A 15,808-nucleotide genomic window follows, 5' to 3' on the forward strand; every position below is an offset into this window, starting at 1 on the left:
GCCCCGGGCGACCCCTGCCAGGTCTGCGGCTCCACCGCCCACCCGGCTCCCGCCCGCACCACCGCCGACCATGTGGCCCAGACACCCGCCCCCTGAACGTCGGACCGAGGAGTCACGCTGCTGGCCAGCTGAGCGATCCTTGCACGGGAACGCGTGGATGGGTGGCCCAGGGCCGAGAAGCTTGGCATCCTGGGTCGCTCATCATGCAGAACGCCGACTTTCTAGCGGCCAGCTCCAAGACGGAGCTGGCCCGGTGGTCTTGCTCGTAGTCGATCGGACTCTGATATCCACACACGTTGTGCAGTCGGTGCGTGTTGTAGAAGCCGGTGATCCAGGTCGCGATCCGCAACCGGGCCTCGGTGCGGGTGGCGAACGTGTGCCGGTGGACGTACTCGACCTTGAGCACGCTGTTGAACGCCTCGCTGACGGCGTCGTCGAAACACGACCCGACGCGGCCTATGGACTGGGTTACGCCCAAGCGGTGGCAGGCCCGGCGGAAACGCCGGACCCGTACTCCTCAGGTTCAAGGATGCCGCGACCAACTCGGCGCGCAGCCGAGCAGCCGGCGCGAGAACAGGTCGATGACGGTGGCCAGGTAGAGCTTGCCCTCACCGGTGGTGATCTCGGTCATATCGCCGCACCACACCTGGTCCGGAGCGCCTGTGGTGGAGTCCCGCCGCACGGAGTCCGGAGCCGCCGGCTGTTTGCCGGGCCGAGTGAGCCCGCGCCGTCGGCAGACCTTCCGTCCGGCCAGCCCGAGTTCGGCCATCAGACGGGCGACGGTGTTCACCGAGACCCGCCAGCCCGCGCGGACCAGGGGCGCCAGACCTTCGGGGAACCGTAGGTACCGCCGAAACCCTCGATGATCTGCCGGACCGTGTCGGCCAGCTGTCCGCGCCGGACCTCACGCGCGGTGGTGGGCCTGTCGCGCCACTCGTAGGACCAGGACTCCGACACCCCCAGGACCTGGCAGGCCAGACGGTGCGGGACGCGCTGTTCGGCCCCCTGGTTACCGATGAACGCGGCTAGGGCGGCCGGATCCGTCCCCGGCACTTCACCCAGAGGACCATGCATCGCTTGAGGACATCACGCTCCATCTCCAGCTCGCGCTTCCGCTTGTTCTTCTCCGACGTCTCTCGTCGCAGCCGCTCCAGCTCGGCGCGCTCGGCCTCGCGCATCCGCCCGCCTGGCGCGCACGAAACTCAGGCGTGTACGTCCGTTGCTTGGACCCCATGAACCCCAACTTCCCCTGCAATCAAGGACTCCACGCGACGAGGGGAGGGACAAGAACGACTCGCCCCGGACGGCCGTGTGTATTACCGCAAGCCTCCGCGAAACGCTACTGCTCATCAAACCGGACCAGGAAGCGTCTTTCTGGTTCCCCCTGCAGGGCGAGGATGCGTGTACGTACGAGCTACCCACTTCTGAAAGTGCGGAGCCTGAGCCAGTAGCTGACAGTGAGTGCGAACGGCATGATGATGAACCGCCTCGACAACCGACGCGTCGACCAGATCTCGGCGCCACAAGAGCAAATGCCGCTGCCACAGAGGATCCCCCGCCAGGGGTTTGATCAGCACCCCGCCCGCGGGACACACAGTGGGCTGAACTGCAGCCACTCCGAGACCTTTGGCGATCATCGACTGCAATTGATCGAGCACATGAAACTCGTGCGTGACCGCAGGCATGAAGCCTGCAGCCTGGCAGGCGTCATAGAAGGCGCCAGGCCACCCCACCCCATCGTCAGAAGAAACAAACCAAGTGTCCTCGGAAAGCCCCTCCAAGGGAATTTCAAGGCGGTGCCCAAGCGGGTGGCTGGCAGGGGTGGCTACGAAGACCGGAACAGTTCTGATCGCACGGTGATCCAACTTCGGAGAGTGCTGAATCGGCAGCCCAGGGTAGTCGCATCCCAGGCCGGCATCCAATTCTCCGGCTTCCAGAAGGCCCAGGAGCTCCCCGGTGGCATACACACTGCTGACGGAGACGACGAGATCGGGGAAGGCATCGCGAAGAGAGTCCAGCAGCGCAGGCACCACGGGTGTATTGATAGCACCGAGGCGAAGTCGACGTGTCGTCGCGGGCGCGCGCAAGTGTCGAAGGCGAGTGAGATTGTCTGTGAGCGCCAGAATCTCACGGGCCTGGCCAACGACCTGTGCACCGTAGGGTGTGAGCTCCATGCCTGTGCTGCTGCGAATGAACACTCCCGTGCCCAGCATCCCCTCGATGCGGCGCAATTGCGTGCTCATGGCTGGCTGGGTGTATCCAAGGGCGGCAGCCGCCCGTCCGACCCCCCCCAAATCTGCTATCGCACACAACACGCGCAAGTGGCGCAACTCGAGCTCCATGAGGGCACCTCGCTCCGGGTGAACAGAGTTCCATTCTGCGCCAGCAAGAAGGGATGGGATCCCCATCACAGGCGTGCTCTGCGGGGCATCTCATCTCGAACGACGAGGGTTATGGGTAAGCCCAGTGATCCGATATGACCCAGCCTGTTGTTCAGCAGTGACCGTCATGCAAGTCTCGAATTCACGCATTGATCCGCAGATGCGACTGCGGGACCTGAAGCGCCCTGCCACCGAGGAGCAACATCATGCCTCACACTCGCATGAGCTTCACCGTTGAAGCAACCGAAGCGGCGGTCCACAGCGCCCGCCACCGTGTGTCCGCCGCAGTGAGGTGGTGGGGAGTTCCCGTCGATGAAGAGCTGTGCTTCAATCTGGAACTGGTGACCTCGGAACTACTCACCAACGGTCTGCTGCACACACGCGGACCCATGACCGCCGAGGTGGTACTGGCGTACGACCTCATCGTCATCTCGGTCCTCGACGGCAGTCCGAAGCTGCCTCAGCTCCGATCAGCGCAGACTGACGACGAGTGCGGACGCGGGCTAGCCCTGATCGAAGACCTCTGTCTGACTCAAGGGGCCGAAACAGCTCCAGGCGGCAAGCGCTGCTGGGCGGTTCTTCCCGTGAGGGCGGCAGGCGATCGTGCTGCCGAGGTGGCGCTGGATGAGGCCCAGGACAACGACTCCGCCGCGGATCAGGCACGCTGGTCACTGTCTTCGACAGGAAGAGAGCTGCTGTCGAGCATACTCCCGTCCTCGTAAGGTCTCCGCCACCGTTGGGGTCTGTCAATCGTTCGGCTCTGGCCCGTAGTCGGTGGTGACGTCGAGTAGCTGCCCTTGATCATGATCTCGTGATGGATGTCAACTTCCTTATGGGGAAGGTGGTTTCCGGGCTGTCCGTGCTGGTCGTCAAGGACGTGACGGACGGGGACGGCGGTGACGCGGTCGTGGTCACGGCTCGCACTCGGGATGTGGCGGTGCCGTGTCCGGTCTGCGGGATGCCGACGGCGAAGGTGCATGGCTATCACTGCCGGTCATTGGCCGACGTGCCGGTCGACGGCCGCCCGGTCGTCGACCGCCTGCGTGTAAGGCGGCTGGTCTGTCCGGTCCCGCCTCCGGCGGCAGACCTTCCGCGAGCAGATTCCAGGACTGCTGGAGCGTCATCAGCGCCGCACGGTGCGGCTTGCCCGGCAGATATTTCGATGGCACGGGAGTTTTGCGGCCGGGCGGCCGCACGCCTTGCCGGCCTGCTGGCTTTGCCCGTCTCACGCGGCACCACGCTGCGTCATCTGCGGCGCTTGCCGTTGCCGCGACAGGCGGTCCCGCAGGTGATCGGCGTGGACGACTTCGCCCTGCGCCGCCGCTACGCCACGATCATCACGGAAGCCGAAACCGGCCGACGCGTCGCGGTCCTGCCCGACCGCGATGCCGCCACGCCGGAGTCCTGGCTGCGCGAACATGCCGGGATCGAGGTCGTGTGCCGGGACGGCTCGGCCACCTACGCCGAAGCCGTCCGCCGGGCCCTGCCCGATGCGGTGCAGTTCAGCGACCTATGGCACCTCTGGCGGAACTTATGCGACAAGGTCCTGCTCGAGGTCCGCGCGCATGCCGGCTGCTGGGCCACCATCAACCCGCCCCGCCCCGGCGGAGTACGCGAGCAGACCACCCGCGAGCGCCGGAACAAGGTCTACAACCTCCTCGGCCAAGCCGTCGGCCTGCTCGATCGCTCCCGCCGCCTGGGCCTGGCCCTGAACACCGTCAAACGCTACGCCCGCATGCCCGAACCCCCGGCCCCCCGCATCACCCCCGCCTACCGGCCCACCCTCGTCGCCCCCTACCGCGACCACCTGCGCTGCCGTCGAGCCGAGGAACCGGCCGTCCCGGCCACCCACCTCCTCGAAGAGATCCGGGAGCTGGGCTACACCGGCAGCGCCAACCTCCTGGTCCGCCACCTCAACCAGGGCCGCGCCGAAGGCGACCGCCCCGTCACCACCCCGCACCACGCCGGCCGCCTCCTGCTCACCGACCCCGAAATCCTGGGCCCGAAGGAAACGGCCCTGCTGAAGAAGATCACCGCGGCCTGCTCGGACGCACTCGCCGATCTCGTACGCGGCTTCGCCGCCGTGCTGAAACCGGCCGAGGGCAACGACGCAATACTCACCGAGTGGATCAACACCGCCCGCTGCGCCGGCCTGCCGCACCTGCGCAGTCTCATCAACGGCCTCGAAAGCGACCGGGCCGCCGTCGACACCGGCCTCACCGAGGGCGTCAACACCCGCACCAGGAGGATCACGACGCAGATGCACGGGCGCGCTGGATTCGACCTCCTCCGCCACCGCATCCTCCTGCTCTGACGGCTACCCGACGTCACCACCGACTATGGGCCGGAGTCGAACGATTTACGGTGAGCCTTTTCCAACCTCACGCTGACGCATGATGAAGGACAAGGACGGCCTTCACGACGTCGGTGATTCGGTTGGTGCTGCAGCGGAGGTTCCGCAGGAGGCGCCAGCCCTTGAGGGTGGCCATGGCCTGCTCGCCGAGGCAGCGGATCTTCGCGTGGCTGCTGTTGTGGCGGCGCTTCCATCTCTTCAGGTAGCGGCCCCGAAACGGTACCCGTACGGGTCCGCCGGCTCCCTGATACGCCTTGTCCGCCCCGCATTTGAGTCCCGCCGCGGTGAGGGCTTCGATGATTCCATGCTGCCGGGCGGCCGGGCGGTCGTGAGGTCGTGGGTCGAGCCGGGCAGGGCGGGCGAGGCCCAGAGCAGCCGTCCGAACGGATCGGCGAGGACCTGGACGTTCATGCCGTGGCGCTTGTGCTTTCCCGAGTAGTACGGGGTGTCGGCTAGTACGGGGTGTCGGCGGCGATGCGGTCGATCGGCAGCAGGGTGCCGTCGAGGATGACGAACGCCTTCGTCCGGATCGTTCTCATCGCCTCGCTGAGGGTCGGGGCGAGGGCGGACAGGGCCTCGACGGCTTCGCGTTGTAGCGAAACACGGTCGCGCTCCAGACACCGAAACCTGCGGCGAGCTAGGCGTAGGTGTCGCCGCACCGCAGGTGGGCCAGGGCCAGGAGGGCTTGGCGGCCGACTGACAGTCGCCGCCACCGCGTCCCGATCTTCTTCCGCCTGGCTGTCAGTTGTCCGGTCAGGAACCGCAGGGTGCGGCTGGACAGATCGATCGAGGACGGGTAGACAAGCACGCGAAGCTCCTGGCGGACATAGGTGATCTTGGTCGAGAACCCGTCTACCAGGAGCTTCGTCGTTGTGCAGGACTGTCCAACTCGCGGTCAGCACAGCCAGCTTGGAAAGGGCTCACTGGTCCCTGGCTGCCACCCTGGAGGTCTTCGCGTGGAGCGAGAACGACGATGCCTTGTTGTGGAACAGCGCGTCACGCAACACAGACGGGGAGTTCCCCATCTGGGAGTCACGCGATTTCGACTCCCTGCATTACCTCGGCACAGACCTCCGCGAGGCGCTACCACTGGTGCGCGAGCGATCCGTCAGCATTTTCGGGTCCCGCCCGTTCGATGTGGAACCGCTTCCCGCCACCCGCCTCTGAACGGGCTTCTGCTGATGCCCGCGTCCGGGAACACAGGCAGGGCACCCGAGATCTTCTGTGACAAGCGACCTGGACACCCTGCTCACCGTATTGTCCGTGATCGTCCCGCTTGACTTGGTGCAGAGAAGGTTCCTGTGGGCCTTCGACGTGCCGTGGGACCGGGCCAGCCGGGCGGAGGCCCGAGACTTCGCACTGTCGCTGAAGGTGGTCAAAAAGCTGCCGCGGCCCCGGCGGCCGGACGCCCCGGCGCCCGGGTCGGTCAATCCGGTGACCGGCAAGCGGTACGTGGGCGAGAACTACGCGGCACGCACCCGGAGGCACGCGCGGGCAGTCGTCCGCAGCTTCTACGAGTACCACCGCGACATGCACGGACGGCCGCTGCTCAACCCGTTCCCGAAGACCAAGCGCGCCGAGGACGAGCACCTCAACGCCCACCACAACCCGATGCACGCCTTCAAAGGCCCTGCCCCCTACCAGCCGAAGGAACCCCGGCGAACCCCGCGCGGCATCCCCGACCAGGCATTCAACGAACTGTTCGCGGCCCTGCCCTCGCACCGCGACCGCGCGCTGGTCGCCTTCTACATCTCGGCCTTCCCGCGCGCCTCGGAACTCCTTGGGGTCAGCCGCGACCGGGTCAGCCCCGGTGACCAGACGATCGGCGTCATCCGCAAGGGCTCCCCGGCCCTGCAATGGGTCCCTGCCTCCAGCGACGCGTTCGTATGGCTGCGGCTCTACCAGAAACCGATCTCGGCCGGTTCACCGCGCGGCCTGACCGTGGCTGACGGCCGACCCCATCAGGCGTCTCGCACCTGCCCGGCAGTGGCCACCTCAGCGAGGCAGCCGGGCCTCGATGATCACAGCGATGACGACAACGGCTTGGTCCCGTGGATAACGAGCGAAGCCAGACACGAGCGACGATGAAGATCAAAAGGGAACCGATAGTCCGGCCTCGCGCAGCTGCGACAGTGCCGTGGACATGCATTGCTGCACAGTCCTCCCGTCAGCACGCATGCCATGCTCCAAGGGACCCCCACTGGCGGCGAACGTCCACGCTGGCGCGCTTTCAGCCACTCTCTCGGCGTCCACTCTGATCATGGCGTTCACGCCCTGCTCACCCAGCCATTCCAGGGTGAGGAGTGTCACGTCCTCGATGCCACCACCCTGGTCGATCTTTGGCCGTGACCGCCTCGATCACGGCCTCGTACGCGGCGGTCTCCTCGTTCGACCAGTCGTGCGGCACCAGCGAGTGCATGATGGAGATTCCGTCGGTGGCAGGTCGGTTCGACATGTCGGACCCCTCCTCGAAGGTGTTGATCATTCTCGTAGATGCGGTGCGCCAGGGGCGGCGGATACTGGATCGCCCGTGACCTCACCATATGGATGGCCGCCCGAGACTTCCCCGGACGGCCAAACAGGCAGGTCAGCGCGTTCTGCAACACCGTCTAGCTTGATCTTTAACCTGTGCGGCGAGGTCGTGGGGTCGTCGACTTCTTGTTCCGGGACGTGGCGGTGTCGGTTTTGCGGACTGTGTGGACGTCGTGTCGTGGGGCGGGTCGGGTGTTCTTGCGGCCTGGTGGCCTGCCGGGGCCGGGGCGGGAGGGTTTCGGTGCACCGGCCGGGCAGGTGGCTGTCGGGCGGATGTGCCGGAAGTCGCGGCGAACGCGGGCGGGCGTGAGGCGTTCGACAGGTACGGGTTTCTCCCACGGCCGGCGCCGATCGGCTGCCAGGGGCCGGGCGAGGCGGAGTTGGGTGTAGGCGGCGAGGATCAGCCAGGTCCATCGGTCGGCCGCCTCGGGGGTGCGGATCTTCGGGCAGGTCCAGCCCAGGGTCTGCTTGAACAGGCGGAAGGTGTGCTCGATGTCGAAGCGCCGCAGGTATGCCTGCCAGAGCCGGTCGGTGTCCCCTTCGGTGGCATCCGTGCCCGACCACCACAGCCAGACCGGGTTCGGGGCGGCTCCGCTGGGCAGATGGTCGATGTCCAGGCGGATCACAGTCCCCTCGATGATCGGCAGGGTGCCGTCGGCTGCGGCCCAGGACGAGCGGTGGGTGAGTTTGGGGTGGAGCCGGTCCCAGGACCGGGCGGTGGCGGTGCCGTAGAGGCGGGTGTCGGTGACGGTGTGGGTGTCCGGGGTGCCCCAGGTGTCGGGCTGCCCGAAGACGAACTCGCCGCCGTGCCGGGGCGGCCGACCCCTGGTGTGAGGCTCCCGCGAGGGTGCGAGCCTGCGCAGGACACGGTCCGACCGCATCCGGGCCAGTACCTGCACGGGCAGATCCTTCAGCAGAAAGACGAGGCGGGGTGCGTCGTATCCGGCGTCCGCGATGACCAGGACGTCCGGGCCCCCGGTCCGCCACTGACCTGCGGTGATCAGCCGCTCGATCAGGTCGCGCAACTGCCGGCCGGTGACGGTGGCGGTGTCGTCCCCGGGTGCCAGGCGCAACGCGTCCAGCGGGGCGGTCCACGAGCTGCGGCCGGGTTCCAGTGCGCAGACGATCGAGTAGGGCCAGCCGGGGACGGGGATGTGCTGGTCCTTGCCCCGGCCGTAGGTGTGACACAGGATCCGCTGCGGTGAGGTGTGGGCGTTGGGCCGCAGCCAGCAGGTGACATCGACGGCCAGCTGATCCGCGGCCGGCTGGCCGACGTGGCGGTCCGCGCGGCCGTGCTTTCGGGAGCGGACGTACGTGTCCTGAGTCCCGATGCAGACGGTGCCCCGGCCCACGGCATCGGGGCGCTGTGCCGCAGCGTGTGACAGCCGGACGGTGGGGAACGAAGGATCTCCTCAAGCACCCCGGACAAGCGGAGGACGACTACGGTCGCCCGGCCGCCCGCGCGTTGGTGTGAGCAGATGGTCCTCCGGTCAGCGGGAATGCGGGGCCGGACCTGGTGACACCGCACTCGTGAGGAGCGGACGGGGGGACACCCCGTCCGCTCCTCACGAGTGCAAGGTGTGATTCAGGCCTCCGTAATCTCGACATGCCGCGGCTTGGCGGCTTGGGTCTTGGGGACCGTCACGGTCAGCACGCCGTCGGCCAGGTTCGCCTTGACCTCCTCGGCCTTGACCTCGACGGGCAGCAACGCCCGATACTCGAAACGGCCCGTGCGGCGCGTACCCCGGCGCAGGACGCCTTCACGCTCGCGTTCCTTGAACTCACCCGTGACGTACAGTTCCCGGCCGCTGACCTCGACGTCGATGTCCTCTCGCTTGATGCCCGGCAGCTCCGCCTCGACCACGTAGGCGTCGTCCGTCTCGTGCATGTCGGCCAGCGGCGACCAGATGCCGGAGACGGTGGGTGCCATGCTGGCGGCCTCCAGGAAACGGCCCATCCGCTCGAAGAGGTCATCGATCTCGGATGCGGCGGGCTCTCCCCAGCTCAGCGTGGGGAACGTTCGTTCCAGAAGCCGAGTTGGCCGGTGATGTACGGGCAGGGTCATCGCGGTTCACCTCCGCGAAACGACGATTGTCAGGACTACTTCCATGCTGCGCGTCGTCGTCGCGCCGATCCAATCGGCGGACCTGTCAGCCCCCGGCAAGGGCCGTTCGGCCCCCTGCGAGTCTCGTGGATCGAAGGAAGACTGGATGACGAGTGAGAGCTGGTGGCCGGGCCCGAGCTCCCGGGACTGGGGGCGTCGATGGGACCCGCGTACGGCGGGTCGCCTGCCCCCGCACGTGGGATGAAGAGTCCCCGGTGGCCCGGTCGGCTCACGAGTTCCTGCTTGATCGGGAGATGCAGGAACGGGTCGGCCACGCGAACTCCTCCTCGTAGCGGAGGTCATCATGAAGCGAATGGCGCCACAACCCGTCGTGGACGTGCAGGTCGAGACCCGGGGCGATGTGTCCGCCGGGGACGCCGCATACGCCCGGGAGAAGGTGCGGGCCGTGTTCGGCCAGGCACCGGGGCCAGTGCTCTTCGCCCGGGTGAAGCTGACCCGGTACGCGAATCCGGCGATGGAGCGGCCCGTGACGGCCCAGGCGAACCTGGACGTCAACGGCGGGCTCGCTCGCGCGCACGTGGCGGGCGTCAACGCGACGGAAGCGGCCGACCTCCTGCGGGACCGGCTCGAGGCCGTGCTGGCGGGGATGGCGGAGCACTGGGAGGCCCGGCGCGGGCGGACGCATCCGCCAGGAAGTGTCCGCCCGTGGCGGCACGGTGACGAGCCTACTCACCGCCCCGGCTACTTCCCGCGCCCCGTCGAGGAACGGGAGGTCGTGCGGCACAAGGCGTTCGCCCTGGCCTTCGAATCGCCGGACGAGGCGGCCGACGACCTGGAGCGGCTGGACTACGGCTTCCAGCTGTTCACCGACGCCGGAACGGGCGAGGACAGCGTCCTGTACCGCACGGACCCGGAGGGATACCGGCTGGCGCAGGTGCATCCCCGGCCCGACCTGATCGGCCCGGTCGCCGTGCCGCTGACTCTCAGCCCGGCCGCCGCCCCGCGCATGAGCGTCACGGAGGCGAAGGAGCGCCTGGACGTCACCGGCTGGCCGTTCGTGTTCTTCGCCGACGCCGGCACCGGCCGCGGGAACGTCCTCTACCACCGCTACGACGGCCACTACGGCCTCATCACCCCCACGGCCCGCGAGCCGTCAACCACAGCACTCTGAACCGGACGGGCCACCGTGCCGTCCCGGGCGCGAACGACATGACCGCATCTGGAGACATCGCCATGACAGAACGTGAGAGGTTCGCAGCGGGTGCCGAGGCTCGCCGTGCCGTGCCGCGTCACGGCTGGCGGCCCGACGAGCAGCAGCGGCAGGACGCCTTGCTGCGTTACGTCGACGCGATCGCGAACGTGTCCGCGGCCAAGACATCTCGGCCCGCCGCCCAGGCGCCCCGTACCGCCCTACTCGTACGTGACCTGATGACCGCGCCCGCGCCGTCAGTCGCCGGGGACACCAACCTGCCCGACATCGTCCGGGCGCTGTCGGAGCACGGGACGGGGTCGCTGCCCGTCGCCGACACCGACGGCAGGGTCATGGGTGTGGTGTCCGAGGCCGATCTGCTTGCCGTGGTCGCGGCACGGACGCACCGGCCCACCGCGGCGAGCCAGGTACGGGAGACCAGGCCGACGGCCGAGCCGGGCGAGGAGACGGCCGAGACCCTCATGACCACCCCCGCCGTCACCGTCCAGCCTGACACGACGGTCTCCGAGGCCGCCTGGCTGGTGGCCCTCTCCCGCCTCAAGCGCGCTCCCGTGGCGGAGCCGGACGGCCGGCTCGTCGGCACCGTCCACCGGCACACCCTGCTGGACGCCCTGCTCGGGGTCGACGCGACCCTCGCTGAGGGCGTGCAGGGCCGCATCAGGCACATGTTCCCCGAGGCCGCCGACACGGTGGAGGTCACGGTCAAGGACGGAGTGGTCCGCCTCCGGGGCTCTGTGACGGGCGACGAAGGGGCGCGGCTGCTCGCCGAGGTGAAAGGGCTCGACCCGGTGAGCGACGTGATCGACGAGCTGACCGTACGGGACGGATGAGCGACGGTGGGTGCGGGGGACCGGCGCACGTGGGGTCACAGCGCGTGCTCTTCGACGAGGGGTGCACCGTGCGGTTTTCCCCACCCCGCTGTATTGCCTACGCGACGTGACCCGTGGGTTCGGGCATGTGGGTTTCCTCCCGTTCCGCGCGGCGAAGCCGCAGGTCCGTTCCGGCCGGAGTGCGGAGGACGTGTGCGCTGTGACGTCGAGACCCCTGTTGCCGGTGGGTTTCTCCGGTCGGGGGACGTGCGGTGGCCCGAGGAGGGAAGCGGCCCGCGGTGGTTCGCACATGCCGACAGCGGAGAGGGCGTTGATCCTTGAAGTGGGACGCCCACCCGCGATCCACCCTCCTCTGCGCATCCGGGAACCGCCAAGGGAGCCGTCCGTTGATCACATCAGTCCACTTCTCAGGCCGGCATCTGTCGCGCTCGGCGAAATCGGGCGCTCCGCCTGAGCCGCCCAAGCCGTCGGATCCCTCGCCGAAGCCCTCCTGGACGCGCTGGCTGCTGCCCCTCGCCACATTGGTCCTCCTGCTCGTAGTCCTGCTGCGAGTCCCCTCGTCCCCGCAAGGGGCGAAGCTGTCGTACAGCAACTTCCTCGGCAAGGTGAGCACCGGCCAGGTCAAGACGGTCGACATCAACGACAAGGGCGCGGTCAGCGGCACGCTCAAGGACGGCGGGAAGTTCACCACACGGATCCCCACCGCCCTGGACAACAGCCGCCTGGAGCAGCAGTTGCAGTCCGGGAAGGTGGAGATCACCGCGTCCAGGAGCGGCGGCAGCCCCTGGGCGACACTGCTGGTGCTGTTCCTGCCCGTGCTCGCGATCGTCGGCCTGTTCCTCTGGGCCGGCCGCAGGGCGGCCGGGACGCTGACCGGGGGCCTCGGCGCCATCGGGCGGGCCCGCGCCAAGATCATCGAGACCGAGCGCCCGACGACCCGCTTCGAGGACGTCGCCGGCTACGAGGGCGTCAAGCAGGAGATCGGCGAGATCGTCGACTTCCTGCGCAACCCCGAGCGCTACGCCGCCGCAGGCGCCAAAGGACCGCGCGGCGTGATCATGGTCGGCCCGCCGGGCACCGGCAAGACCCTCATCGCTCGCGCGGTGGCCGGCGAGGCGGAAGTCCCGTTCCTGTCGGTGACCGGTTCCGCGTTCGTGGAGATGTTCGTCGGCGTCGGCGCCTCCCGCGTGCGCGACCTGTTCACCGAAGCACGCAAACGAGCACCCTCGATCATCTTCATCGACGAGATCGACGCCGTCGGCAGCCGTCGTGGCGGGGCCACCCGGCTCGGAGGCAACGACGAGCGCGAGCAGACCCTGAACCAGCTCCTGGCCGAGATGGACGGCTTCGACCAGTCCGTGGGCATCGTGGTCCTGGCCGCCACCAACCGCCCCGAATCCCTGGACCCCGCCCTGCTGCGCCCCGGCCGCTTCGACCGGCATGTGACGGTGCCGCTGCCCAACCAGGCCGAGCGTGCGGCCATCCTGGCCGTCCACGCCCGTGGCAAGACCCTGGCACCCGACGTCGGCTGGGATCCGGTCGCCCGGGCCACTCCGGGCTTCTCCGGCGCCGATCTGGCCAACCTGGTCAACGAAGCGGCCATCAACGCCGTCCGGGACGGCCGTGCCGTCATCGAGGCCCGGGACCTCGACGACGCCCGCGATCGACTCCTGCTCGGGCGGCGGGAATCCACCAACGCGCTGCTCCCCGAGGAACGGCGCTCCGTCGCCGTCCACGAAGCCGGACACGCGCTCGTGGCGGCCCTGTGCGAGCACGCCGACCCCGTCGCCAAGGTCACCATCCTCCCCTCCGGGCCCGCGCTGGGCGCCACCGAGCAGCTCCCCGAAGCCGAACGGCACCTGTACAGCGAGGGCTACCTGACCGACCTGCTCACCGTCCGGCTCGGCGGACGCGCCGCCGAACTGGTCGTCTTCGGCGAGGGCTCGACCGGCGCCGCCGACGATCTGGCCGGCGCCACCCAGATCGCCGTCCGTATGGTCCGTGAGTTCGGCCTGTCCTCGGCCCTCGGCCCCGTCGGGTACGGCTCCGGTGCCCCGCGTTACCTCGGTGGCGACAGCACTGAGGACGCGCTGGTGCGGCCCTACTCCGAGCAGACGCAACGCGTCGTCGACGAGGAGACCGCCCGCCTGGTGCGCCAGGCCGAGGAGCGTGCCACGGCCCTGCTGCGTGACCACCGCCAGGCGCTCGACACCCTGGCCGACCTGCTCACGGCCCGCGAGACGGTCGACGGGGCCGTGGTCCTGGAGGTACTCCGCCGGCGGCGACCGGACGGCCGCCACCCCGCAGAGGGCGACCACGATGCGGCGGTCGGGGCGACCGACGATGAGCAGGACCGGCCTACCGCGTGAGGCCGACGTGATGGTCGCCCGTTCGGTATCGGCTACGGGCACGGGCCCGGCTGTGATTGCCGTGTCTGCCGTGGCGCCGGAACCGAGGGGCCGAGAGAGCCGATGACGCCACCGTGGGCGTCGTCGCCGATGCGGCGGCCACGGACGAGGCGGTTACGCGCCTGGCCGGAGTTGCGATACCCCACATGGAGTCGTGGTTCTTCAGCCGTGCGGCAGGGGAGCCTGCTGGCCACCGCGGAGGGGTTCGGGGATCCGGTTATCTACCGAGCGGCGGTGGTGTGCTGCGGCTCGAGGTGCGGCCCGACGGGCCGCTCGCGCCTCTGGAGGCCGAGCGGCCCGGGCCGGTGCGATCGGTGTGGGGATCGCCCTCGCCTCCCACCTGCGAGAACGTTCGGTGAGCCGGCGGATGGCGGACGGCGCCCGGGAGGTCTTCGCCCGGGCCGGATACGAAGCCCGTATCGAGGAACGTGATGACACAGGTGCCCTCCAGCCGGGCGCCGGGCTCGCCCTGTTCGCCGACCTGACGAGCGGGTGGCGGCTCGGAGCCGACGGGGGCCGGAGCCCGCGGACGCCGCGCAGAGACGATCGGGCACGCCACCGCCGAGCGCCTGCTGGAGGACCTGCGAACCTGTGCGGTACTCGACCGCTTCGCCTCCGACCAGATCATCCCGTTCGCCGCGCTGGCCCGAGGCCGCAGTCGGCTGCGGCTGGCCGGAGTCACCGACCACGTACGCACCGGGATCTGGCTGACCAACCTCTTCGGCGTGGCACAGGCGAGCCTCGACGGCTGCCTCCTCGTCGTCGAAGGCGGAAGCCCCAGGGCCCCGGCGACGCAGAGGCGTGGGCCCTACTGATGGCGCGCGTGCGGGACGACGATGACGGGGCAGTGTGCGTGGTGCAGTACGCCCTGAGTGACGGACCCCAGGAGCATGCCGGTGAAGCCGCCGTGCCCACGTGTGCCCACGACCAGGCCGAGGGCGTGTTCGGACGCCTTGGTGAGGACCTGCACCGGGTGGCCCCGCACGACCTCTTGGTGCAGTTCCACCTCGGGATGGGCGGCGGTACGGCCGGCGACCACCTCCGACAGCAGCCGGCGGCACTCCTGGACGGCCGCCTCCTCATCCACGACTCCGAACCGCGGCGGATGCCACACGTACAGCGCCCGCAGGCGTGCGCCGCGCACGGCGGCCTCCTCGAAGGCGGCGTCTATGGCGGCGGCGGACTGAGGGCTGCCGTCGACCCCGACCACGAAGTACGGCGGTTGCTGGGTGATGTGCTCCGGCTCCGGTACGACCATCACAGGGCAGGGAGCATGAGCGATGAGCGGCAGAGCGACGGCGGCGGAGCTGAACAGCTCCTGGACAGCGCTCAGATGCCAGGAGCTGAGCACGACCGCCGTAGCGTTCTGCGCCTGCTCACGCAGCACCCATGCCGGATGCCCCTCCGCCAACAGCCCGGACACCCGCACCCGCGGATGCCGGGACTCGACGAAAGTCACCGCCGCCTTCAGCACACGGTTCCCCGACTCATGCAGCGCCTCGTTCCACTCCTCCCAGGTCGGGACCCCGCCCAGCGGCCGGTACCCGGGGGTCGGCACGTTCTGCGCGAGAACCAGCAGCAGCGGCAGGTGGCGCCGGTCCGCCTCGTCGGCGGCCCAGGCGAGTGCCGTGCGTCTTCCCGGATCGGGGTCGAGGCCGACCACGATCGGGGGACCCCCTTCTTCGTGCGTCATGGCCGTCTCCTCCGGCACGAGGGTGTGTCTACGGGCCCTGGGAGAGCAGGATCAGTGGGCGAGTCGTGCGCCGTATGCCGCTCCCTTGGGCGGGACGTCCTCTGACGGGATGGTGTCGTACAGGCCGTGCAACATCGGTGTCGGACGGTGTGCGGGCTGCCGGCCCACAATGAAGGGCGCAGCAGAACCGAGTCGCAGGCGGGTCGGGCCCTGGCGGCACGTGCCCCGCCGGTCACCACTCATAGCCAGTTAACAACGGTTGGCCGGAGGCCGCAGCGAACTGGACTTCGGGGCGTATTGCCTGGCTTCCCGATGCGCAGGGCGGCGGTGACGTGA

Annotated in this window: 15 protein-coding genes and 2 pseudogenes; 9 read left to right on the forward strand and 8 right to left on the reverse strand. The window is 69.0% G+C overall.

All coding sequences use genetic code 11. From position 1 onward, the window contains the following. Window positions 1-112 precede the first annotated feature (112 nt). The 4 genes from ABT154_RS31015 to ABT154_RS31030 all read right to left on the reverse strand — a co-directional run bounded on the left by ABT154_RS31015 (window position 113) and on the right by ABT154_RS31030 (window position 2,342). Window positions 113-478: an integrase core domain-containing protein gene (locus tag ABT154_RS31015; protein WP_351861293.1), complete on the reverse strand. Its 366-nt coding sequence runs from the start codon at window positions 476-478 to the stop codon at window positions 113-115. Window positions 479-523: 45 nt separating this feature from the next. After that, on the reverse strand, window positions 524-790 hold the full coding sequence (locus ABT154_RS31020; protein ID WP_351861295.1) for a DDE-type integrase/transposase/recombinase: 267 nt from the start codon (window positions 788-790) through the stop codon (window positions 524-526). A gap of 235 nt (window positions 791-1,025) precedes the next feature. Next, window positions 1,026-1,178 carry a hypothetical protein gene (locus ABT154_RS31025; RefSeq protein ID WP_351861297.1) on the reverse strand — a complete coding sequence of 51 codons (153 nt, stop codon included), beginning with the start codon at window positions 1,176-1,178 and terminating at the stop codon, window positions 1,026-1,028. A 171-nt stretch (window positions 1,179-1,349) separates the two neighbouring features. After that, window positions 1,350-2,342 (reverse strand): LysR family transcriptional regulator, encoded by a 993-nt coding sequence (locus tag ABT154_RS31030; RefSeq protein WP_351861299.1) that lies wholly within the window; start codon window positions 2,340-2,342, stop codon window positions 1,350-1,352. Window positions 2,343-2,602: 260 nt separating this feature from the next. On the opposite strand from ABT154_RS31030, the gene ABT154_RS31035 reads away from it, so the two are divergent. After that, window positions 2,603-3,103: an ATP-binding protein gene (locus tag ABT154_RS31035; RefSeq protein ID WP_351861301.1), complete on the forward strand. Its 501-nt coding sequence runs from the start codon at window positions 2,603-2,605 to the stop codon at window positions 3,101-3,103. Window positions 3,104-3,213: 110 nt separating this feature from the next. After that, entirely contained in the window at window positions 3,214-4,695 is a 1,482-nt protein-coding gene (locus ABT154_RS31040; RefSeq protein ID WP_351861401.1) for an ISL3 family transposase, read from the forward strand. A gap of 67 nt (window positions 4,696-4,762) precedes the next feature. Here the strand turns inward: ABT154_RS31040 and ABT154_RS31045 are convergent. Continuing rightward, window positions 4,763-5,542, reverse strand: a pseudogene (locus tag ABT154_RS31045) (transposase family protein). Window positions 5,543-5,997: 455 nt separating this feature from the next. Here ABT154_RS31045 and ABT154_RS31050 point away from each other — a divergent pair. Further along, window positions 5,998-6,822 (forward strand): hypothetical protein, encoded by an 825-nt coding sequence (locus tag ABT154_RS31050; protein ID WP_351861303.1) that lies wholly within the window; start codon window positions 5,998-6,000, stop codon window positions 6,820-6,822. Window positions 6,823-7,079: 257 nt separating this feature from the next. Next, a complete protein-coding gene (locus tag ABT154_RS31055) occupies window positions 7,080-7,268 on the forward strand; it encodes a hypothetical protein (protein WP_351861414.1) in 189 nt (62 codons plus the stop codon). 87 nt (window positions 7,269-7,355) lie between these two features. Here ABT154_RS31055 and ABT154_RS31060 read toward each other — a convergent pair whose 3' ends face one another. Both ABT154_RS31060 and ABT154_RS31065 read right to left on the reverse strand, forming a co-directional pair. Beyond that, window positions 7,356-8,618: an NF041680 family putative transposase gene (locus ABT154_RS31060; protein ID WP_351861305.1), complete on the reverse strand. Its 1,263-nt coding sequence runs from the start codon at window positions 8,616-8,618 to the stop codon at window positions 7,356-7,358. Window positions 8,619-8,851: 233 nt separating this feature from the next. Then, window positions 8,852-9,331: an Hsp20/alpha crystallin family protein gene (locus ABT154_RS31065; protein WP_351861307.1), complete on the reverse strand. Its 480-nt coding sequence runs from the start codon at window positions 9,329-9,331 to the stop codon at window positions 8,852-8,854. Window positions 9,332-9,683: 352 nt separating this feature from the next. On the opposite strand from ABT154_RS31065, the gene ABT154_RS31070 reads away from it, so the two are divergent. The 5 genes and pseudogenes from ABT154_RS31070 (at window position 9,684) to ABT154_RS31090 (ending at window position 14,594) form a co-directional block, all read left to right on the forward strand. Beyond that, entirely contained in the window at window positions 9,684-10,502 is an 819-nt protein-coding gene (locus tag ABT154_RS31070) for a sigma 54 modulation/S30EA ribosomal C-terminal domain-containing protein (RefSeq protein WP_351861309.1), read from the forward strand. 62 nt (window positions 10,503-10,564) lie between these two features. After that, window positions 10,565-11,371 carry a CBS domain-containing protein gene (locus ABT154_RS31075; protein ID WP_351861311.1) on the forward strand — a complete coding sequence of 269 codons (807 nt, stop codon included), beginning with the start codon at window positions 10,565-10,567 and terminating at the stop codon, window positions 11,369-11,371. Window positions 11,372-11,757: 386 nt separating this feature from the next. Beyond that, a complete protein-coding gene (gene ftsH / locus ABT154_RS31080; protein ID WP_351861312.1) occupies window positions 11,758-13,740 on the forward strand; it encodes an ATP-dependent zinc metalloprotease FtsH in 1,983 nt (660 codons plus the stop codon). Window positions 13,741-14,095: 355 nt separating this feature from the next. Beyond that, window positions 14,096-14,287 (forward strand): annotated as a pseudogene (locus ABT154_RS31085) (hypothetical protein); the annotation flags it as partial. Between the two features lie 64 nt (window positions 14,288-14,351). Further along, window positions 14,352-14,594, forward strand: coding sequence for an RNA 3'-terminal phosphate cyclase (locus ABT154_RS31090; RefSeq protein ID WP_351861403.1), 243 nt, complete (start codon window positions 14,352-14,354; stop codon window positions 14,592-14,594). Here the strand turns inward: ABT154_RS31090 and ABT154_RS31095 are convergent. Next, complete coding sequence (locus ABT154_RS31095) at window positions 14,588-15,472, reverse strand: universal stress protein (RefSeq protein WP_351861314.1); 885 nt, start codon at window positions 15,470-15,472, stop codon at window positions 14,588-14,590. The two genes, ABT154_RS31090 and ABT154_RS31095, sit on opposite strands and share 7 nt — an antisense overlap. Window positions 15,473-15,808 lie beyond the last annotated feature (336 nt).

The organism is Streptomyces sp. NPDC001728, from assembly GCF_040297565.1.
Classification (GTDB): Bacteria; Actinomycetota; Actinomycetes; order Streptomycetales; family Streptomycetaceae; genus Streptomyces.